The following is a 22,566-nucleotide window of genomic DNA, read 5'->3' on the forward strand; positions in this document are numbered from 1 at the left end:
GCCACTAAAAAGTGGCTTTTTTTTATTCTTGATTTTCTTTACCAAGTTTGGCATTTCTTTTTCCGTAAAGGAAATAAACAACAATACCTATAAGTAACCAACCTAAAGATAATAATTGAGCATCTTTACTTAGATTAATCATAAGGTAAGTATTTATACAAATTCCACATATTGCAATTACAGGCAATGCAGGAACTTTAAACGTTCTTTCTATATTAGGTTGTTTAATTCTTAACATCCAAACTGCTACACATACCATTGTAAAGGCAAATAAAGTACCGAAACTAGTCATGTCAGCCAACTTATTGATTGGAGTAAAAGCAGCTACACTTGCAATAACTGCACCTAAAATCATAAGGTTAGTTTTTGGTGTTCCTGAAATTGGATTAATTTTTGAAAATACTTGAGGAATAAGACCGTCTTTAGACATTCCAAGAAAGATTCTTGATTGACCCATAATCATAACCATCAATACTGATATTAAACCAACTGTTGCAGCAATTGTAATAATGTATCCAGCCCAAGCTTGTCCAGCAATATCAAATGCATACGCTACAGGTGCTTTAATAGCATCAGGATATTTTCCAAGTGGATTAAAATCTTGATAATTCATCATTCCTGTCAATACTAACGAAACAAGAATATATAACAAGGTACATATTAAAAGAGAAGCAATAATTGCAAACGGAACATCTTTCTTCGGATTTTTGGCTTCACCAGCTTGTGTAGAAACGGCATCAAAACCTACGTAGGCAAAGAAAATTGCTGCAGCTCCTGAAACGATTCCAGTTAAACCATAAGCTTCGTGCGTTGTATCTTTGTCAATAATTTGAGTTGCTTCTGGAATAAATGGAGACCAATTGTCTACATTAATAAAGAAAGCTCCTGCGATAATTACAAATATAATTGCTGACACCTTTAAGATTACAATCAAATTATTTGCTTTAGCAGCGCTTTGTGTTCCTTTAATTAATATTGAAATAACAAAAAGCACAATTAAAAATGCTGGCAAATTCATAGAAAAGCCTTCTCCGGTGTAGCTCGCTGGATCTGATGTTAAATATTCGGGTAATTTTATTCCGAACATTTTTAATAATTTATTGAAGTAACCCGACCAGGAAACGGCTACGGTCATCGATCCCATTGCATATTCGAGTATTAAACCCCAACCAATAATCCATGCAAAAATTTCACCAATAGTTCCATAAGCATAAGCATAAGCTGAACCTTCAACTGGTAAAATAGAGGCAAATTCTGAATAACAAAGTGCTGCAAAAACACAGGCAACTCCTGCAATAATAAAGGATAACGCTAAAGCTGGACCAGCATGATAATAGGCTCCTGTTCCTGTTAAAACGAAAATTCCTCCTCCAATGATTGCTCCTACACCAATTGCAGTAAGACTCCATTTTCCTAAAACTTTCTTTAATTCACTTTTTTTCATATCGGCTTCAAAAGCAGATACGGGTTTAACTCTCCATATAGACATAATTTACGTTTTTAGTTTTTTTGTGGTCAAATATACTTTTTTTGTTTAATAATATTGCGAAAATAAAAAAAATCTAGGTTTAAAACCAGAAACCAATATTAATCCATGTAAAACCTTTGGGCAATTCAGGTGACCAAGAATATTTTAATTCAATTGGACCTATGATAGTTTCTAATCCGTATCCTACGGCATAACCTGAATATTTAGGTGTAGACAGCCAATTGCCTGAGCTAAACAATTTATTTTCTGCGTTAGCATAATTAGCCGAAAAATTTATGTGGTTCTTCTTTAAAAACTCTACATCTATTGTGGCTAATGACTTTATATAACTATCGGCTGCAATGCTTAAAAAATCATATCCATAAAAATGTTTGAAGTTATTTATGGTATTGAATCCGTATCCACCAAGAACGAAATCTAAAAAGTGTACGCTATCTTCACCGAAAGAAAATCCGGCTTCTGATTGAAATTTAAAATTAAAAATTTTATAAAATGTTCTTGTTATGCCTGCCTCACCTTTTAAAATTGAAAACCTATTGAACTGGTTGGTGAAATCACTCGAATATAAGTAAGATTGAAGGTCGCCATTAAAAAACCATCCTTTCTTTGGAAAAAATTTATTATCAAAAGAATCGTATTTTAAATATCCGAATATGCTTGCATAATTACTGTTTTCAAAAATGGTATTGTTGCTATCTAAAGTTTTAGATCGTATCTTAAGATGCTTCAATTCTAATCCTGCACCTATTAAAAATTTTTGAGCAAAAATAGTTTGAACATAAGCCTGATTTGTCAGGTCAGAAAAATCCACATTAAGTGAATTAATATTGAATTGTGAAAATAAATTGCCATCATTAAAATCAGTAGATACATTTTTATTAAACTGATTAAATCGTGATTTAAAACCAAAACTAAAATAAAATCCGTTGTCAATATAATAATTAAGATTGTACCTGAAATTATCACCCAATCCAATATCAAAAGCTAAAACATCATTTCTAAGAAAAAGTTTCTTTTGCGTTAAGTTAACTAAAATGGCACTTTTATAGAGATCATCATAGTGCATACCAAATTTTAAAAACGTTTTATTTTTATTTTCTGTCAGACTCAAGTTAATATCATCGCCTTGATTCAATTCATTAAGCTGAAAATTAATTGCACTAAAGTTACCAGTAGCGTCTAGAGTATTGATGCCTTTTTTTAATTGATCATAACTAATTCTACTTCCTCTTTTAAAGCCCAATTTACCAATTACATAGGCGTGTGTATAATCTTTTAAGGTGTTAATTGTTATTCTTTTGATGTCTAAACTATCTTTTTTTACAGCTATTTTTTGTGCTTTATAGTCATTTTGCTTTACTGCTAGTTTCTTTAAATCATCCCAAACTTTTAATGCGGCATCTTCTCCTTTTTTTATAATTTCTTCTCCTTTATCAAATGTGATTACAGTATAATCTTTGATATCAGGTTGAATATAGATGTCGGTTTTTTTAATTTTTTCTTTCATTCCTTCAATCATTTGAAGATTTGAAATTTGAACTAATATTTTAGTGGCTTCTTTTAAAGAATTTCGTCCTTTCAAACCATCTTGAACATCGACACCTATAATTATATCGGCACCCAATTTTTTAACCTCATCAATTGGATAATTATTAGTAACTCCACCGTCAACGAGCATCTTTCCGTCGATTTCAATTGGTGAAAATAATGTAGGAAAAGCCGAACTAGCCAAAAGCGCTTGCGGTAAATATCCTTTATTTAAGATTAATTGCTCGCCAGTTTCGATATTGGTTGCAATACATAAAAACGGAATTGGAAGTTTATTAAAATCTCTAATATGTCTAACAGGATGCGTAAGTTTAGTAAGTAAATTGTAGTTATACATTCCTTTTGACAGAGCAATCGGAACACCTATACTAAACTTGTTAAAAGGTAGTGAAATTGCGTAAATCTCATCGTTTCGCTTTTCATAAAAACTTTTCGAATTTCTCGGAATGTAGTCTTTTAATAATTCATCAAAATTTGTTGCGTGAAAAATCGAGTCTATTTGCGTTGCGCTATAACCCGTTGCATACAATCCGCCAACTACTGCGCCCATACTTGTACCGCCAATATAATCAACTTTTACACCTGCTTGCTCTAATACTTTTAAAACGCCTATGTGTGCAAAACCTTTAGCACCTCCGCCTGTGAGTACCAATCCCACTTTTTTTCTTGGTGCAATTTCTTGTGAATAACTAATTTGCGAAAACAGAAAACAGAAAATAAAAAATAAGGCAAGTGAGTAAACTTTTCTAAAATTAATTCCTACTCTAAAATATTGGTAATTCATTCTCTAAAATTTAAAAACCTGATTCTTTTTTGTAAAATTCGATAATTTTTTTGGATTTAGATACACCAACTATATCTGAAATTTCTTTTTCGGTAGCTAATTTTAATCTTTTAACACTTTTAAAATGTTTTATTAAAGTTAGCATGGTTTTTTCTCCAATTCCGGGAATAGCTTCTATGGATGAATTTAAAGCCGATTTACTTCGTTTATCTCTATGGAATGTAATACCAAATCGATGTGCTTCATTACGTAAAAACTGAATTACTTTTAAGGTTTCTGATTTTTTATCGAGATATAATGGCACAGAATCACCTGGATAGAATAATTCTTCTAATCGCTTTGCAATTCCGATGATTGCAACTTTTCCTCTCAAACCTAAATCGTCAATACTTTTTAATGCTGAGGATAGTTGTCCTTTTCCTCCGTCAATAATTATTAATTGTGGTAAAGGTTGGTTTTCGTCTAATAATCGCTTGTATCTTCTGTAAACAACTTCTTCCATAGAAGCAAAGTCATTTGGTCCTTCAACAGTTTTGATATTAAAATGACGGTAGTCTTTTTTAGATGGTTTTCCGTCTTTAAAAACTACGCAAGCCGCAACAGGATTGGTTCCTTGAATGTTGGAATTATCAAAACATTCGATGTGTCTTGGTTCAACCGAAAGGCGTAAATCTTTTTGCATTTGCGCCATTATTCTGTTAGTATGACGTTCTGGATCTACAATTTGAATTTGTTTTAATTGGTCTAATCGATAATATCTTGCGTTTCTTTCTGATAATTCTAAAATTTGTTTTTTATCGCCAAGTTGTGGCACTGTAACTTTTATTTTATCACCAAAATCTAATGGGAAAGGCAAAATTATTTCGCGTGAAAGCAAATGAAAACGCTCACGAAGTTCAACAACTGCTAGTTCTAAAAGTTCTTCGTCGGTTTCGTCCAATTTCTTTTTTAGTTCTAAAGTATAGGATCGAATAATTGCTCCGTGTGCTATTTGAAGAAAATTCACATAAGCGACAGCTTCATCAGAAATAATTGAAAAAACATCAATATTGGATATTTTCGGATTTAATATCGTTGAACGCGATTGATAATTTTCAAGAACTTCTATTTTTTCTTTAATTTTTTGGGCTTCTTCAAATTGCATTTCTTGAGCAAAATGAAGCATTTTTATTTTGAATTCTTTCAAGCTTTCCTTGAAGTTTCCTTTTAATATTTCTCGAATAGCATCGACTTGCTTTTGATAGTTTTCAAGTAATTCATAACCTTCACAACCGCCTTTGCAATTTCCTATATGAAATTCTAAACATACTTTATACTTACCCGAATCAATATTGGCTTCGGACAAATCGTAGTTACAAGTTCTTAACGGATATAATTCTTTTATTAATTCTAAAATAGTGTTTACGGTTTTAAAACTGGTATAAGGTCCAAAATATTCGGAACCATCTTTCACCATTCTTCTAGTAGGAAATATTCTTGAAAAAGGTTCTTTCTTTATGCAAATCCACGGATAGGTTTTGTCATCACGTAACAAAACATTGTAGCGTGGTTGAAGTTTCTTAATTAAATTATTCTCTAGTAAAAGTGCATCTTGTTCAGAGGAAACAACAATATGTTTTATAGTTACAATTTTCTTAACTAGCACATTTGTTTTGGCTATATCATGAACTTTATTGAAGTAAGATGATACTCTCTTTTTTAGATTTTTGGCTTTACCTACATAAAGAATTTTACCCTCTTTATCATAATACTGATATACGCCGGGATTATCGGGTAATGTTTGTATTTGAAGTTCTAAAGATGGATTGTTCATTTAAAAAGTTTCGGGTTACGAGTTTCGGGTTACGGGTTTTGTTCATAATATATACACCGTTTGTCATTCCGAAGGAATCTCACTAGTTTTTATATTTTGGCACAGATTAAACAAATTTTGACAGATTGTTTTTTTCTTTCTCAGCGATTTTTGTACAAACAAATTTAACTTTAAATTCTACATAAAACAAGTTGATTTTTTTTACATTTACTTTATGTTAAAAAAAGATTTAAGAAAAAAATATAAAGATTTAAGAGCATCATTATCAGAAGAGTTTATTGAACAGAATAGTTTAGCAATTGCAAATCAACTTCTGTCATTAAATATCTGGGATAAAACTTATTATCATTTATTTTTGACAATTGAGGAACAAAAAGAAGTTGACACTGAATTTATCCTTCAAATACTAGCAGGAAAAGATAGAGAAATTGTAGTTTCAAAAAGTGATTTTGCAACCACTGAAATGACGCATTATTTACTAACCGATAACACAAAATTTAGGAAAAATGAATACAATATTCCTGAACCGGTTAACGGATTAGAAGTTCCTGTTTCAAAAATTGATGTGGTTTTTGTTCCGTTATTAGCATTTGATTTAATCGGAAACCGCGTTGGTTATGGCAAAGGCTTTTATGATAAATTTTTATCGCAATGCAATTCTGAAACTATCAAAATTGGACTGTCGTTCTTCGATGCTGAAAATTTAATTGAAGATCTTTCAGAAAATGATATAAAGTTGAACTTTTGTATTACTCCTGAAAAAATATTTTATTTAGATAGTATCATCTAATTTATCTGAAAACTTTACGTGATCAGGAAGTTGTACTGGTGCAAAAGCTCTTTTATTAAAGAATATTAAAATCCCAACTCCAACAGAGATTGCAAAATCGGCCACGTTGAAAATAGCATTAAAAAACCTGAAATCATCGCCACCCCAAAAAGGAATCCATTCTGGTAATTTTCCTTCCCAAATTGGAAATTCGAACATATCTACAACTCTACCGTGAAACCAATCTCCATAAGGTTGCTCAGGGAAAAAAGTAGCCAAATGATATCTTGTACTTTCATCAAACATAATTCCGTAAAGAACCGAATCAATAATATTTCCTAAAGCTCCCGCAAAAATTAATGCTATTGCAGTGATTAAAAACTTTGAACGTTCTTTTTCAACCGAATCCCACAACCAATACCCAATTCCACCAACTGCAAGAATTCTAAATAAGGTTAAAAATAATTTACCATATTGACCTGGTATTTTTGTTCCCCACGCCATTCCTTCATTTTCAATAAAAGTAATATTAAACCAACTCAACACTCTGTATGGTTCTCCATAATAAAAGTTGGTTTTTACGTAAACTTTTGAGAATTGATCTATAATTAATATCAGAAATATGATTAATGCTGCGTGCCTAAGTTTCATTCTATGGTTTTTAATGTGCAAAAATAGTATTATTTTCTATAAAAAACGCTCCTTTTTGGAGCGTTTTAATTTTATAGAATTGTGTATTAACGTTGCAAATTTTTTGCTTCTATACTCATTGTAGCGTGTGGAACAATTTTTAATCGTTCTTTACCAATCAATTTTCCGGTTACTTTACAAACGCCATAAGTTTTATTTTCTACACGAAAAAGCGCATTTTTTAAATCACGAATGAATTTTTCTTGACGAATAGCTAAAGCAGAATTCGCTTCTTTACTCATTGTTTCACTTCCTTCTTCAAATGCTTTAAATGTTGGTGACGTATCGTCGGTACCATTATTTAAATCATTCATATAAGCACTTTTGATTAATTCTAAATCGGTTTGTGCTTTCTCAATTTTATTTAAGATAATTTCTTTGAACTCGGCTAAATCAGCATCAGAGTATCGCATCATTTCTTCAACCATTTTGTACTATTTTGAAATTAATATTCTTGTTTTTATATCATCAAACTCAATTTCTATACCATTATCTACGTTGTCTTGAAAAATTAAGTTTTCGGTTAACGTTTCCGACTTGATATAGTCTTCGTTATTTTTTATTGCTTGTTCTAATTCACCATTGCGTTGAATTTGAACTTTAATTTTATCTGTTACTTCAAAACCAGAATCTTTTCTTATATTTTGAATTCTGTTTACTAATTCTCTTGCAATTCCTTCTTGTTTTAGTTCTTCAGAAATTTTGATGTCTAAAGCTACTGTAATTCCGTTAGAATTTGCAACCAACCACCCTGGAATATCTTGTGAGGATATTTCTACATCTTGGGATGTTAAAGTTATACTATTTCCTGAAATAACAAGCGCTAGTTCTCCTTTAGCATCAATTTCGTTGATTTGTTCTTGTGAAAATTTTTGTATTTCACTAGAAATCAATCCCATATCCTTACCAAAACGTGGTCCAAGTGCTTTAAAATTTGGCTTAATTTGCTTCACTAAAACACCTGATGCATCGTCTAAAAGTTCGATTTCTTTGACGTTTACTTCGGCTTTTATCAGGTCAGAAACTGCCTCGATTTCAGCACGTTGATTTTCGTCAAGTATAGGAATCATAACCTTTTGCAACGGTTGACGCACTTTTATCATTTCCTTTTTTCGAAGCGATAAAACTAGTGACGAAACGGTTTGCGCTTTCATCATTTTGCTCTCTAACGATTTATCAACAAAGTTTTCAACCGAAATTGGAAATTTTGCCAAATGTACTGACTCAAATTCCTCTGAATGTGTTGCCTGAGTTAAATCTCTGTAAAGTTTGTCCATAAAAAATGGTGCGATTGGAGCCGAAAGTTTAGCCACATTTAACAAACAAGTATAAAGCGTTTGATAAGCCGCGATTTTATCTGTTCCGTATTCGCCTTTCCAAAATCTTCTTCTGCATAAACGAACGTACCAGTTGCTCAAATTTTCTTGAACAAAGTCAGAAATTGCACGTGCTGCTTTTGTTGGTTCGTAATCAGCGTATGCTTCATCAACAGTTTTTATCAAAGTATGTAATTCAGACAAAATCCAACGATCGATTTCTGGTCGTTCGTTTAATGGAATTTCAGCTTCTGCATATTTGAAACCATCGATATTGGCATATAAACTAAAGAACGAATAGGTGTTGTATAAAGTTCCGAAGAATTTTCTGCGCACTTCTGCAACACCTTCAATGTCAAATTTCAAATTGTCCCAAGGATTGGCATTTGCAATCATATACCAACGAGTAGCATCCGGACCATATTCTGCCAAAGTTGTGAATGGGTCAACGGCATTTCCTAGACGTTTCGACATTTTTTGTCCGTTTTTGTCTAGAACTAATCCGTTGGAAACTACATTTTTATAAGCAATTTTATCAAAAACTAAAGTTCCGATAGCGTGTAAAGTATAAAACCAACCACGAGTTTGATCGACACCTTCTGCGATAAAATCGGCAGGAAATGCTTTGTTTTCGTCAATTAAATCTTTATTTTCAAATGGATAATGCCATTGAGCATAAGGCATCGCACCAGAATCGAACCAAACGTCAATCAAGTCACTTTCGCGTTTCATTACTTTTCCAGAAGGCGAAACTAGTACAATATTATCAACTACATTTTTGTGTAAATCAACTAAATCGTAGTTTTCCTCACTCATATTTCCAACCACAAAACCTTTGAATGGATTTTCTGATTGAAAACCAGCTGCGATAGATTTTTCAATTTCTGAATACAATTCTTCTACTGAACCGATTAAAATTTCTTCGGTTCCGTCTTCGGTTCTCCAAATTGGCAACGGAATTCCCCAATATCTTGAACGCGACAAGTTCCAATCGTTAGCGTTTTTCAACCAATTCCCGAAACGACCTTCACCAGTTGCTTTTGGTTTCCAGTTGATGGTTTCGTTCAAATCGAACATTCTATCCTTGATTTCGGTTACTTTGATGAACCAAGAATCTAACGGATAATATAAAATTGGTTTGTCAGTTCTCCAACAATGTGGGTAACTGTGAACATATTTTTCGACTTTGAAAGCCTTATTTTCTTCTTTTAATTGGATCGCGATTTCAACATCGGCAGAGCGTTCTGGAGCTTCACCATCGTTGTAATATTCATTTTTAACGTATTTTTCAGAATAATTTCCTAAACCTTGAATGAATTTACCTTGTAAATCAACCAAAGGAACAGGATTTCCGTTTTCGTCTAAAACCAACATTGGCGGAATTTCTGGTGTTGCTTCTTTGGCAACTTTAGCATCATCTGCACCAAAAGTTGGAGCCGTGTGTACAATTCCAGTTCCATCTTCGGTAGTTACGAAATCACCTGAAATCACTCTAAAAGCATCTTCAGAATTTTGATACGGTAAAACCAATTTCATCAATTGTTCGTATCGAATTCCTACTAAATCAGCACCTTTAAATTCGGCTAATATTTGATATGGAATATTTTTATCGCCTTCTTTGAAATTTTCAAAATCAGAAGGTTCAACAGAAGCAAAAAATCCTTTTCCGAATTGTTTTCCGACAAGGTTTTTAGCCAAAATTACTTTTACTGGACGAAATGTGTATTGGTTGAAAGTTTCTACCAAAACATAATCGATTTTTGGACCAACTGTCAAAGCTGTATTTGAAGGCAAAGTCCAAGGAGTTGTTGTCCAAGCTAAAATGTGAACATCACCAAAACCTTGCAAAAAGCTTGGTAAAGTTTCGGTTTTTGCAAGAAATTGTGCTACAACTGTTGTATCCGTAACATCTCTGTAACTGCCTGGTTGGTTAACTTCGTGTGAAGACAATCCCGTTCCAGCTTTTGGAGAATATGGTTGAATGGTGTAGCCTTTATATAGTAAATCTTTGTTATAAATTTGTTTCAACAACCACCAAACGGTTTCCATGTATTTGGATTTGTAAGTCACATATGGATCTTCCATATCAACCCAATAACCCATTTTTTCGGTAAGATCGTTCCACACGTCGGTATAGCGCATGACGGTTCTCTTACACGCTTCGTTGTATTCTTCTACCGAAATGGTTTTTCCGATGTCTTCTTTGGTGATTCCTAATTCTTTTTCAGTTCCCAATTCAACAGGCAAACCGTGAGTATCCCAACCTGCTTTACGTTTTACTTGAAACCCTTTTTGAGTTTTGTAGCGACAAAAAATATCTTTAATAGCACGAGCCATCACGTGGTGAATTCCAGGTAATCCGTTTGCAGAAGGTGGACCTTCAAAAAACACATAAGGAGTTGCACCTTCACGCGAAGTTACACTTTGTTCAAAAACGTTGTTTTTCTTCCAAAAATCAAGAACTTCTGATGCTACTGTTGGCAAGTCAAGTCCTTTGTATTCAGTAAATTTTGTGCTCATTTTGTCGTATTCTTAAATCAGTTTGCGAAAGTAGTAAATAGTTTTCAGTTTTCGGTTTTCGGTTTTCAGTTTTTGCGATTGTGCAAGAAAGAATGCCTAAATTTATCTTTTATGCAAAAACCTCCTTTAAAACATCTAAGGATTTTGGTTTTTTGAATCCGTCGAGGTGAATGGAATAATAATCTAATAAGATTTTTAAAAGAATTTGGCGTTCAATTCCAGCGAAAACCTTTTGATCAGAATCAAATTTTAAATCGATAAGTTTTTTAAAAAGAAATGTTTCGTGTTCGTTAAGACAATTTGTTCCTTGAAAAGGTGAAAAAATGCCATCAACCATTTCAAAAAAATTAAAATCTGTCTCGGAATTATCTGGATAAAATCCTAAAAACTTTGTAGTTTCTAAAAGTAAAATTAAATGAAAATTGGATGTTTCGTCGTGAGTATCCAACCAAATTAAAGCCGTTTCAAGAAAGGTAAATAAGTCTTCATTTTTTTCTTCTTCATGAATACTATGGTGTAGCATTTCGGACAAGAAAATTACAATAGTACTTTTTACAATATCAGTATTTATAGTTTGATAAGCTGTTGCTAATTTTATTTCTTTAAAATGTTCTAAAGTGCCTTTATTCTTATGGTTAGCTTCAATTTCAAGAATAGTCAAAGGTTGAAAATACGCAATTTTTTGATTGGATTTTTTTCCAGAATAAGCACTTTGTACGAAGTAACTTTTTAAACCATCACTTTGTGTAAAACATTTTACAATCAAGCTTTTTTCTTGATATCTTAGAGATGAAATTACGATAGCTTTGGTTTTTACCAACATTGGAACTTGGAATTTATTTATTGGAATTTATCTAACAATCATTACTTTTTTTACGATTGTATCTATTCCATCTTCGGCAGAAACCAATATCATGTATACACCTGTAGCTACTTTATATTTTCCGAACGCAGTAGTATCCCATTCTATAGTTCCTCCTTCGGACGTTGTTTCGTGCACTAAATTTCCTTCGATATCTGTAATTTTTACTACTGCTTTATTAGTTAAACCAGATATTTTTACTGTACCTGAAAAACCTGGTCTAACCGGATTAGGATAAGCATATACATTACTCAAATCTTCACTTGGTCTTGTAGCTGTACCTTTGAAGGAAACCAATCCTTTATCTGTTGCGAAAAATACTTCTCCAGTGACACTATCAATTTCAATATCATTAACGTTATTACTAGGTAGCGGTGAATTATCTTTAGTAAATTGATAAATAGTTTCTTGACCATTAGGTGATATCAAGTATACACCAGATTCGGCAATTGATACCCATTTTCGGTTAGCGCCATCGACAACAATTTCCATAATAAACTGTTCGAAAAATAATTCTTGTGCCAAATCATCTTCGAGGATAATAATTGGTTTTGATTGAATTTCTGTTTCAGAAACAAATGAATCTGCCGATGGAATGAATCGAAGTCCTCTAGCCGTACCAATCCAAACTTGATTTTTATTATCAATTGCAACTGTTCTTACATCATTACTTGGCAAGTTTCCATCGGTTCCTGTTTTAATTTTGATAAACTTATTGGCATAATTTTCATTAAAAGCCACTAAGCCATTTCCTCTATATGTTGGAACCCATTTAGTATTATTTCTATCGATCGCAATTTTAGAATAGCGTTCTTCATTGGCAGATGCTAATTGATTAGGCCAGTCGTTTACGGATTGCCAAGTATTATCTGGTTTTAGTGTTTTTAATGCTTTAAATACGTAGGCATTTGTCATCCATAGATTACCGCTACTATCAAATGCAGGACCATTAATTCTGACCGAAATGTAGGCTGGCGTCACTAATTGTTGATTTTCTGGACCATTTGGCGGTGCAGTATTTTGATTATAAAACGTGATTGCATCGTCTTTAATTTTGAGCAAACCGTTGTGAAAGGAACATACATAAACTTCATTCTCATTTTTTGGATTAACCACTATGTCACTCAATGATGTTGCCCCAAACAAGTCAGTAAATGGTATTTTACTCCAACCGTTTTGACGTGAATATTTACTGATTCCTTCTTCTAGTAAAGATGGATCATAAGTTATAGAATATCCACCATAGGTTGCCCAAAGTGTATTGGAAGTTTGCTTTATTCTAAAAATGTTATTTCTATCTGGTCCATCTGGTTTTATAGATTGAAAGTTGGTTGGAGCTGACAGGTTGGAGACAAGTAATCCTGTTTCGTTGGTGCCAATATAAATTACATCATCAATAACCGATGCACAACTAAATGTAACTGGTGTTGGAGTGTATTGACTATTATTAATTGTAACAACAAGTTGCAAAGCAGGATTGAAGATATGCACATTACTTTGCGTTGTAACACTAACCATTTCATTGCTAGTCCTGATATCAATTCCTCCTTGATTTAAAATAAAAAACTCTTCAAAAAAAGTTCCGTTATTTTTATAAAGCCTTCCGTTGGTATTCATCCCAACAAGTATGTTTTGAATTGTTGTAATTCCGCTCCAAAAACCTCCGTCAAAAACTTGCCATTGACTAAAATCTACCAAATTAGGGTTGGAAAGTGCTGCTTTTTTTATACCATTGATATCTGTTACAGCAAAAATTTCATTATTTAGAATTGTAGTTTGATATACTTTTACTTGCTGACCGCTGTTTCCTATAAAATAAGTATCTCCAAACTCCATAGTGGTTAAGTCAAATACAGAGATTCCGTAATCACACGAAAGATAAACTTTTCCGTTAAATTCTAAAAAGTGGTTAATTTTTTTTAGAAATGGCGACACTGGTACTTCTACAACAATTCCGTTTTTAAAAATTATCTTTCCATCGGGATTCAATATTAGTAATAATCCATTTGAATTTCCTACTAACGTCTTGTTGAAAGTTTCGCTATAATGAATGGCTGTGATTGTCTCAGCTTTCAATCCATCGATAGAGGTTGTGGTAGTTATATCATTTGTCACTAAATTCTTCGAAAAAATAGCATTTTCTGAAGAGGCATAAATCTTATCTTGTCCTTCGCTAATGTCTGATATCTTATTGTAAGAGAAATAACCTTGCCATTGTAAATTGGTTTGTGCAAAACCACTTACAATCAGTAATAAAGATAGTAAATTGATAATTTTCTTACTCATTGGAATTTAGGATACAATTTATTTTATACAAATATAGTAATAACGAAATTAAATATGATTTCATATAAACCAATAAAAAAACCTTCTTTCAATTTAAGAAAGAAGGTTTAATAATAAGCTATTATATGAAGTAATTACACGATTCCTTGTGCCAACATAGCATCAGCTACTTTAACGAAACCGGCAATATTTGCACCTTTAACATAATCAACATATCCTGTCGCGTCTGTACCATACTCAACACAAGCAGCGTGAATATCGTGCATAATTCTTTTTAGTCTTTCGTCAACTTCTTCAGAAGTCCAACTTAAACGTAACGAGTTTTGTGACATTTCAAGACCAGATGTTGCTACACCACCAGCATTAGATGCTTTTCCTGGAGCAAATAATATTTTAGCATTTAAGAAAGCAGTAACTGCTTCTGGAGTTGATGGCATGTTAGCACCTTCGGCAACACAAATACATCCGTTAGCAATTAATGTTTTTGCTTCTTCTTCGTTTAACTCATTTTGAGTCGCACAAGGCAAAGCTACATCACATTTTACTTCCCATGGACGTTTACCTGCAACAAATTTAGCACTTGGATACTTAGTTACATAATCAGAAATTCTACCGTAGTTAACGTTTTTAATTTCCATTACATAAGCAAGTTTATCTGCATCTATACCATCGGCATCATAGATATACCCTGACGAGTCTGATAATGTTACTACTTTACCTCCAAGTTCTGTTGCTTTTTGAGCAGCATATTGAGCAACGTTTCCTGATCCAGATACCACAACTGTTTTACCTGTAAAACTATCTCCTTTAGTTGCCAACATACTTTGAGCAAAATATACATCACCATAACCTGTAGCTTCTGGACGAATCAATGAACCACCGAAAGAAATACCTTTACCAGTTAAAACTCCTGTAAATTCATTTCTTAATCTCTTGTATTGACCGAACATGTATCCTACTTCTCTTCCGCCTACTCCAATATCACCTGCAGGAACATCAGTATCAGCACCAATATGTTTTGATAATTCTGTCATAAATGCTTGACAAAATCTCATAATTTCAATATCTGATTTACCTTTTGGATCAAAATCAGCTCCACCTTTTCCACCACCCATTGGCAATGTAGTTAAGCTATTTTTAAAAGTTTGCTCAAAAGCTAAGAATTTTAAAATACTTAAATTTACAGATGGATGAAAACGAATTCCTCCTTTGTATGGTCCGATAGCAGAGTTCATTTGAATTCTGTAACCTCTATTAACTTGAGTTTTTCCAGCGTCATCGATCCATGTTACTCTAAACATGATCACTCGTTCTGGTTCAACCATTCTTTCCAAAAGCATTTTGCCTTCGTATTTTTTATTCTCTTCAATAAAAGGGATTACTGTTTCGGCAACTTCCTTAACGGCTTGCATGAATTCTGGCTCGTTAGGGTTTCTTTTAGCAACCGCTTCAATAAAGTTGTTGATACTTTGTGACATAAATTATAATATTAATGTTTAAGAAAACGTTTTCGTAATTTGCCACAAAGATACATTTTATTAAAATAATGGCGTAATATTTTTTAAGTTCTCAAAAGTTTTATCTTTTTGTTAAGATTTTTTAGTGATAGTTGACATTAATGATTAGTTTTAAAACTATTTCTGCTTTTTTTCGTACATATACAAGTATTTTTTTATTTTATTTTATTAGTGTATGATGTTTTTATATATTTGTCAAGAATTGAATTAATCTGTATGAAAATGACCAAGTATTTTATTGTCACTTTATTGCTGTTGTCTGGTATATCCAACAAAGCAATTGCTCAGTTTGGTTTCTCCCACGAAATTGGTGCAATTATGGGACCTGTAGCCTTTCAATCTGACTATGGAGAACGAAACGATTTCTCTACAAATTCTGGAAATACAGGCTTTGGTATAGGTTTAATTCACTATTTGAATTTTTCTTATAAAGCAGAGTGTAATTGCTATACTCCTGAAACTTATTTCAATGATCACTTTAAATTAAGAAGTGAATTATCTTACAACAAAACCAATCTTCAACATTTTGGTCAATGGGTAGACGATAAAAAAACATCTTTGACTGCAAGACAATTAAGAGCGATGAGAGGTAGTACTGCTGTAACCAATATTGGAATGCAGTTAGAATTTTTCCCATTTAGTATTAGAGACTTTGCTGCTACTGATGGAAGTTGGGCTCCTTTTATTAGCCTTGGCGGACAGTTTAGTTTCTATAAACCAACAGCTTATTCTGAATTAGGTGATGGTTTAGGACAATTACCAACCGTTACTCCAATTAAATATATCGATGCATTTGATGTTAAAGGTGGAACGACTTGGTCTGTAGTAACAAGCGTCGGTACAAGATACAAACTTAACGAACTATCTGATTTAATGGTAGACTTAAGATTTCAATACTATTTTTCGAATTGGGTTGATGGTTTAAATCCAGATCCGCGAGTTTATACTGAAAACAGAGCAAATGATTGGAATGTGTGGTTAAATTTTGGTTATATCTACTATTTAAATTAATCTATAATAAAAATTCAATAAAAAACCCGATTCAAATAATTGAATCGGGTTTTTTAGTTTTAATCATTTTTTATTTTAATGCTTGTGTTAAATCAGCAAGTAAGTCTTCAATATCCTCAACACCTGTACTCAATCGCACTAAATCATCTGTAATGCCAATTTCTAAACGTTTGTCTTCAGGAATAGATGCGTGCGTCATTAAAGCCGGATGATTTGCCAAACTTTCCACTCCACCAAGAGATTCAGCAAGAGTAAACACTTTTAAATTTTCTAAAAACTTAATAGCATCTGCTTTTAAACCTGATTTGAAAGTAAATGAAACCATTCCGCCAAAGCCATTCATTTGTTTTTTGGCAATTTCATAAAATGGATGCGTTGGTAAACCAGGATAATAAACTTGCGCTACCGACGGATGATTTGCTAAAAATTCTGCAACTTTCATTCCGTTTTCACAATGTCTTTGCACTCTTAAATGCAATGTTTTAATACCTCTCAAAACCAAGAAACTATCCATTGGCCCGAGTGTTGCGCCTGTTGCGAACTGTTTAAAATGCAATTCTTCACCAAGAGCTGCGTCTTTAATAATCAATGCACCAGCAATAACATCAGAATGTCCTCCAAGATATTTAGTAGCTGAATGCATTACAATATCAGCACCTAAATCTAATGGCTTTTGTAAGTATGGTGTTGCAAAAGTATTATCAACTGCAAAAAGAATATTTTTCTCTTTTGTGATTTTTGCAATTTCAGCAATATCTGCCAATTTCATTAAAGGATTAGTTGGTGTTTCAACCCAAACTAATTTTGTGTTTTCGTTGATTAATGATTGAAATTTCTCTAAATCATTCATATCAACAAAATGGAATTTTATTCCAGAATCTTTATATAATCTTGTAAACAATCTATATGTTCCGCCATATAAATCATCCATTGCAATGATTTCATCTCCTGCTTTAAACATTCTTAGCAAACAATCAGTTGCTGCCAATCCTGATGAAAACGCTAATCCGCGTGCGCCATTTTCGATACTAGCCAAAGCATTTTCTAATGCTGAACGTGTTGGATTTGCAGCACGAGAATATTCATAGTCAGGATTTACTGGTTGTCCAGGACTGTTCTGAACAAAAGTTGATGTTTGATAAACTGGTGGCATTACTGCTCCAGTACTTGGGTCGTGGTGTTGTCCGCCGTGTATAACTTTAGTATTAAATTTCATTTGTTTTGAATTTATTTTTATTGAAAATCAATTAAATCATCAAATAGCACCAATTGCTTTAAAAAACTGATGTCTTTGAGAACTCCTTTTACGTTAAAATTAGGTTACAAAGGTAGTAACTTAGGATGATTTTTTTTAATTTGCACTGTCAAATGAATCATAAAATTTAAGTTTATGCTAATATCATTTGAAAATACATCTCTATATTAAATGAAAAAAATACTTCTAGTTGAAGATGAAGCACCGGTTGTTTCTTTTATAAAAAAAGGACTTTCTGAAGAAGGATTTGAAGTTAGTGTTGCCTTTGACGGTATGACAGGACTCAAATTAGCATTAGAAAATTCATATGACTTAATTATTCTAGACATTATGTTGCCTGAAATGAATGGTTTAGAAGTTTGTAAAGCAATCAGACAAGAAAATCAAAACGTTCCTGTTCTTTTTTTAACAGCGCTCGGAACACCCGAAAATATTGTTCTCGGATTAGAAAATGGCGCTGATGATTATTTGGTAAAACCATTTAAATTCATTGAACTTGTTGCAAGAATTAAAAACCTTATTAGAAGAATTGACGGAAAATCATCTAAATCAGATCAACAACATAGTGATAACAAAAATACGTTCACCTTTGCTGATGTAGTAATTAACGATTACACCAAAACGGTAACCCGACTAAATGATGAGATATCCTTGACCTCAACAGAATTTAAACTTTTACTATTTTTTGTAAAAAACAAAAACAAAGTGCTGTCAAGACAAGAGATATTAGAAAATGTTTGGGGTGTAAATTATGATTTAGGAACCAATGTTGTAGACGTATATGTCAATTATTTGAGAAAAAAAATTGATGCAAAAACAGAGGATAAAATTATTCATACCGTAATTGGAATGGGCTATGTTTTGAAAGAAAACTAAAAAAAATAAGATGCAAATGAAAACACCTTCTAGAACTTTTTTGTTGTATTTAATTCCGTTTCTTATTGTAATTTTCTTGTTTAGTTTGTTCATTTATTTTTCGGTTTCTAATTATTCTGAAAACTATTTATTTAAACTCCTTGAAGCACGTGCAAACAAAGTTGCGAAAGAAAAATTTGAAGGTGAAAAAATTCCAACCAAAACCACATTTTCAGTAAATAAAACAGCTGACAAGCTACCACACGAAAAAGATTATTTTATTCCGATTAATTCTAATTTGAATGTTGTAACCGAGGCTAAAAAAATTGGACTTAGTGAACAATTCTTTAACGAAGTTTTAAAAGAAGGAAACTCCGAATTTATCACAAAAAAATATTTATATAAAGGAATAAAATTCAAGTCTAAATCTGGAAATTTTATTGTGATTACCGTTGCCGAAAATTATTTTGAAATCAATCAAGCTAAAAACTTAATCAATACGCTTTTATTTGCAATTCTATGTGCTTCAATATTACTTTGGTATTTGGCCTACTACTACTCCAAAAACATATTTAAACCTATCGTTGCAATTATTGAACAAGCCAAAGAAATTAGTTCTGAAAATCTATATCTTAGATTGAATGACCAAAATAAAAATGAAGAATTAAACCAACTATCGAGCACATTTAATGATATGTTGGACCGAATTGAAACTTCATTTGAAACCCAAAACAACTTTATTAGTAATGCATCGCACGAACTAAGAACACCTTTAACGGCGATAATTGGTGAAGCCGATGTAACACTAAGTAAACCAAGAAGTCAAGAAGATTATATCGATACTTTAAAAATTATTTTACAAGAAGCCGAAAAATTAGACAACAAAACCAAAGCATTATTATTCTTAGCTCAAACAGGATTTAACGGTAAAATCCAAAAATTTGAAAAAGTTAGAATCGATCAACTTTTATGGGATGTCAAAGAAAATCTTGAAAGTATGAATTCCAAAAATAAGATCCTATTTGATATGGAACTTTTACCTGAAAATCCTATGAAACTTAAAGTAAACGGCAACATTCAACTGCTTCACTTGGCTTTTAGTAACATTATTAGTAATGCTTGTAAGTATTCTAATTTTGAGACTGTAACCGTTTCCATTGGTGCTTCAGACGATTTTGTTTATATCATCACCAAAGACAGTGGTATTGGTATTCCTGACAACGAACTAAAATATATTTATGATCCGTTTTTTAGAGCTTCTAATACCAAAAATTATGAAGGTTATGGCATTGGGCTTCCGTTAACTAGAAATATCATCAGGATGCACAATGGTAAAATTATGGTAAATTCTACCGAAAATCAAGGAACGGTTGTGCAGATAACTTTACCGGTTTTAAAACTTTAAAATCAGGAAATTAACACCAAATTTGGTTTCTTAACTTTTAATTAAGCAATTCTAATATCATTTTAATCTCAAAGCCTTGATTTTAATAACATTCTAATCTCAAGTTAAGATGGCTCTAATCTTATGCAAATAACTTTGTATTGTAACAAAAACAATATAGAAGTTATGAGAAAGACAATAGTAATACCAACAGATTTTACGGTTCAATCCTTAAATGTTTTGAAATCAGTTTTGAGCAACAATGCCTCTAATACCACGCTTGATATTATTTTACTTCACGGATTAAGTTTGAATGATTCCATTAGAGATTTATTGTTTTCATCTAAACTACAACAAATTGAAAACCTCAGCACTGCCGAGTTTGAAGAAGCTTGTGAGGTGATCAAAAATAAATACGATTCCCAAATCAGTTCTTTAAGAGTCGATTTATTTTCAGGTTATAATCTTTCGGCATTTAATAATTTTTTAGAAGGAAATCGAGTTGTGGAAATTTATGTTTCAGATAAAAAACTCGAATTAACTAACAAGAAAAGCTTTGATTTATCGCGATTTATTGCAAAATCAATGGCTAAGGTAATTACTATTGATACCGTTCTTTCTTTGTCAACACCTGAAAAAGGAAAAGTTGCCGAAGTATTTAATCAAATATCATTGGGATAATTTAAAAGGCTATGAAAATCTGGATGCGATACATAGGTTTTTTTGGAGCTGGAATTGCTCTTTTCATTCTATTACTAAGTAATTCTAATAATCCAGAAAAAACAATTCAAGGTCAATGGAAAGAATCCGTTTGGGAATATGAAAAAGTAGATAAAAATGACACTACCAAAAGTGATTTTAATTCGGTATCACATTTTGTTAAAGATGTTGTTGGAGAAAACTTAATTATTCATAAAGCCGAAAGTTGGATTTTTAAACCCGATGGAACATTAATTTTAAAAGGTAAAAATCACTCTAAAGAAGTTAATTGGTCTATCAAAGGAAGAGGTAATATACTCGAAATCAAATATGATAAATCAAATTGTGAACATTATAATTTAACTGAACTTTCAGAAAATAAATTAGTTCTAAATTTTGATTCTGACACGCATACGCGCGGAATTGCACGATTAACATTTGAAAAATTATAAAAATGCTTAGAAAATATAGTAATAGTAGATCACTAGCAGACAACATTAAACTAGGAACACTTTCGGCTTTCTCTGCCGGAATGGTGAACATTGGTTCATTGCTGCTATTCTTCGCATTTTCGTCGAATATTACAGGACATTATGCTATTCTAGCAGCCGAAATTGTTAAAGGAAATCTTTATCAAGTAGCGGTAGTGTTTTCGTGGATTTTTCTATTCTTTTTTGGAAGTTTTACGTCAAATATGTTTGTGATTCACATCAATCAGAAAAATTCTTACTTAGCGCACGCCATTCCTTTAATTTTAGAAATTCTATGTTTGCTTTTTGTAGGTGTTTATGGCGATTATTTTTATTCCGAAACCTTAGTTGAAACAGAATATCTGCTTGCTGTAATGTTATTTGCAATGGGATTACAAAACGGATTAACTGCCAGTATTTCTAATTTTTCGGTAAAAACAACCCATTTAACCGGAACAACAACCGATTTAGGAATACTTTTTTCAATGTTTACCAAAAAAGAATACCGAAATAATGAAGCACTTGTTGGTAAAGCCAAACTACTTTTGGCAATTACAATCTCTTATATTACAGGAGCAATATTAGCAGGCTTTACCTATGTTTATTTAGGTTTTAAAATGTTCTATTTAGTGAGTTTTGTTTTGGTTGTTATCATTATCTATGATCTGTCCAAACTTCGAATAAAACGCTTTTTACATCAAAGAAAATATTTAAAAATTAACTTAGAAAACGTTAAAAGATACGGGCAAATTGACAAAGAAAAATCAATTGCATCTTAAAATATAGTTTATGTTAGGTTGATTCCCAAACAGTTTATTGGTTGCTGTTTGGGAATTTTTTTTTAGAGAAACTTTCTAATTTGCATCATAACACCAGTATGTATTGCCTCGTGATAATTATTAAACTCGATAGCATTGGCAGCTGATTTCATTGTAAAACCTGACATTGATGTAAATTCGCGATAATTCTGAAATAGATCATCTGCAAAATCTTGTTTTGTTTTTTCTACTGTTGAAAACAATAAAACCTTAATTTCGTCAACTTCTTCTTCAGTAATGTTATGTTCGGGTTTAGTTCCTTTTTGATATTTTTCAATCATTTCTTGAGAAACCAAAATTGGCAATCCACTCAATTTATAGACCAATAATTGCTGAACAACTATTATGTGACCAATATTCCAAATAAGGTTATTATTGAACCCTTCAGGAATTTTATTTAGTTCTTCTAACGAATAGTTTTCTAAAAAACCTAAAAGTACTTTTCTGCTGGTTTCGGTTATTCCAAAAGCTGTTTCCATA

Annotated in this window: 18 protein-coding genes; 7 read left to right on the forward strand and 11 right to left on the reverse strand. The window is 32.2% G+C overall.

From position 1 onward, the window contains the following. Positions 1–22 precede the first annotated feature (22 nt). From Q0050_RS14000 to uvrC, 3 genes are all read right to left on the reverse strand, one after another. The gene (locus Q0050_RS14000; RefSeq protein ID WP_298397146.1) at positions 23–1,489 is read right to left on the reverse strand and encodes an APC family permease; all 1,467 of its coding nucleotides are present in this window, start codon (positions 1,487–1,489) and stop codon (positions 23–25) included. Between the two features lie 79 nt (positions 1,490–1,568). After that, positions 1,569–3,821 (reverse strand): patatin-like phospholipase family protein, encoded by a 2,253-nt coding sequence (locus Q0050_RS14005; protein WP_298397149.1) that lies wholly within the window; start codon positions 3,819–3,821, stop codon positions 1,569–1,571. A 10-nt stretch (positions 3,822–3,831) separates the two neighbouring features. Further along, positions 3,832–5,634, reverse strand: a complete 1,803-nt coding sequence (gene uvrC / locus Q0050_RS14010) for an excinuclease ABC subunit UvrC (protein ID WP_298397151.1) — start codon at positions 5,632–5,634, stop codon at positions 3,832–3,834. Positions 5,635–5,848: 214 nt separating this feature from the next. On the opposite strand from uvrC, the gene Q0050_RS14015 reads away from it, so the two are divergent. Beyond that, on the forward strand, positions 5,849–6,424 hold the full coding sequence (locus Q0050_RS14015) for a 5-formyltetrahydrofolate cyclo-ligase (protein ID WP_298397178.1): 576 nt from the start codon (positions 5,849–5,851) through the stop codon (positions 6,422–6,424). On the opposite strand, the gene Q0050_RS14020 is transcribed toward Q0050_RS14015, so the two are convergent. From Q0050_RS14020 to gdhA, 6 genes are all read right to left on the reverse strand, one after another. Then, positions 6,407–7,054, reverse strand: coding sequence for a lipoprotein signal peptidase (locus Q0050_RS14020; RefSeq protein ID WP_298397181.1), 648 nt, complete (start codon positions 7,052–7,054; stop codon positions 6,407–6,409). The two genes, Q0050_RS14015 and Q0050_RS14020, sit on opposite strands and share 18 nt — an antisense overlap. An 86-nt stretch (positions 7,055–7,140) precedes the next feature. Beyond that, positions 7,141–7,521, reverse strand: a complete 381-nt coding sequence (locus Q0050_RS14025; RefSeq protein WP_298397184.1) for a TraR/DksA C4-type zinc finger protein — start codon at positions 7,519–7,521, stop codon at positions 7,141–7,143. Between the two features lie 6 nt (positions 7,522–7,527). Beyond that, complete coding sequence (gene ileS / locus Q0050_RS14030) at positions 7,528–10,929, reverse strand: isoleucine--tRNA ligase (protein WP_298397187.1); 3,402 nt, start codon at positions 10,927–10,929, stop codon at positions 7,528–7,530. Between the two features lie 109 nt (positions 10,930–11,038). Continuing rightward, positions 11,039–11,752, reverse strand: coding sequence for a DNA repair protein RecO (recO, locus tag Q0050_RS14035; protein WP_298397190.1), 714 nt, complete (start codon positions 11,750–11,752; stop codon positions 11,039–11,041). Positions 11,753–11,779: 27 nt separating this feature from the next. Further along, the gene (locus Q0050_RS14040) at positions 11,780–14,077 is read right to left on the reverse strand and encodes a two-component regulator propeller domain-containing protein (protein ID WP_298397193.1); all 2,298 of its coding nucleotides are present in this window, start codon (positions 14,075–14,077) and stop codon (positions 11,780–11,782) included. A 134-nt stretch (positions 14,078–14,211) separates the two neighbouring features. Next, a complete protein-coding gene (gdhA, locus tag Q0050_RS14045; protein WP_298397196.1) occupies positions 14,212–15,555 on the reverse strand; it encodes an NADP-specific glutamate dehydrogenase in 1,344 nt (447 codons plus the stop codon). 261 nt (positions 15,556–15,816) lie between these two features. Here gdhA and Q0050_RS14050 point away from each other — a divergent pair, with 261 nt between their 5' ends. Next, positions 15,817–16,605: a glutamate dehydrogenase gene (locus Q0050_RS14050; protein WP_298397198.1), complete on the forward strand. Its 789-nt coding sequence runs from the start codon at positions 15,817–15,819 to the stop codon at positions 16,603–16,605. A gap of 70 nt (positions 16,606–16,675) precedes the next feature. On the opposite strand, the gene Q0050_RS14055 is transcribed toward Q0050_RS14050, so the two are convergent. Beyond that, on the reverse strand, positions 16,676–17,821 hold the full coding sequence (locus tag Q0050_RS14055) for a cystathionine gamma-synthase (protein WP_298397200.1): 1,146 nt from the start codon (positions 17,819–17,821) through the stop codon (positions 16,676–16,678). A 210-nt stretch (positions 17,822–18,031) separates the two neighbouring features. Between Q0050_RS14055 and Q0050_RS14060 the strand changes: the two genes are divergently transcribed. From Q0050_RS14060 to Q0050_RS14080, 5 genes are all read left to right on the forward strand, one after another. Continuing rightward, positions 18,032–18,736 (forward strand): response regulator transcription factor, encoded by a 705-nt coding sequence (locus tag Q0050_RS14060; RefSeq protein WP_298397203.1) that lies wholly within the window; start codon positions 18,032–18,034, stop codon positions 18,734–18,736. Positions 18,737–18,752: 16 nt separating this feature from the next. Beyond that, on the forward strand, positions 18,753–20,120 hold the full coding sequence (locus Q0050_RS14065; RefSeq protein WP_298397206.1) for an ATP-binding protein: 1,368 nt from the start codon (positions 18,753–18,755) through the stop codon (positions 20,118–20,120). Between the two features lie 165 nt (positions 20,121–20,285). Then, complete coding sequence (locus Q0050_RS14070) at positions 20,286–20,780, forward strand: hypothetical protein (protein WP_298397210.1); 495 nt, start codon at positions 20,286–20,288, stop codon at positions 20,778–20,780. An 11-nt stretch (positions 20,781–20,791) separates the two neighbouring features. Next, positions 20,792–21,250: a hypothetical protein gene (locus Q0050_RS14075; protein WP_298397213.1), complete on the forward strand. Its 459-nt coding sequence runs from the start codon at positions 20,792–20,794 to the stop codon at positions 21,248–21,250. A gap of 2 nt (positions 21,251–21,252) precedes the next feature. Further along, on the forward strand, positions 21,253–22,047 hold the full coding sequence (locus Q0050_RS14080) for a YoaK family protein (RefSeq protein ID WP_298397216.1): 795 nt from the start codon (positions 21,253–21,255) through the stop codon (positions 22,045–22,047). A gap of 62 nt (positions 22,048–22,109) precedes the next feature. On the opposite strand, the gene Q0050_RS14085 is transcribed toward Q0050_RS14080, so the two are convergent. After that, positions 22,110–22,565, reverse strand: a complete 456-nt coding sequence (locus Q0050_RS14085) for a DinB family protein (protein WP_298397219.1) — start codon at positions 22,563–22,565, stop codon at positions 22,110–22,112. Between the last annotated feature and the right edge of the window lies 1 nt (position 22,566).

The organism is Flavobacterium sp. (assembly GCF_027483985.1).
Taxonomy (GTDB): domain Bacteria; phylum Bacteroidota; class Bacteroidia; order Flavobacteriales; family Flavobacteriaceae; genus Flavobacterium.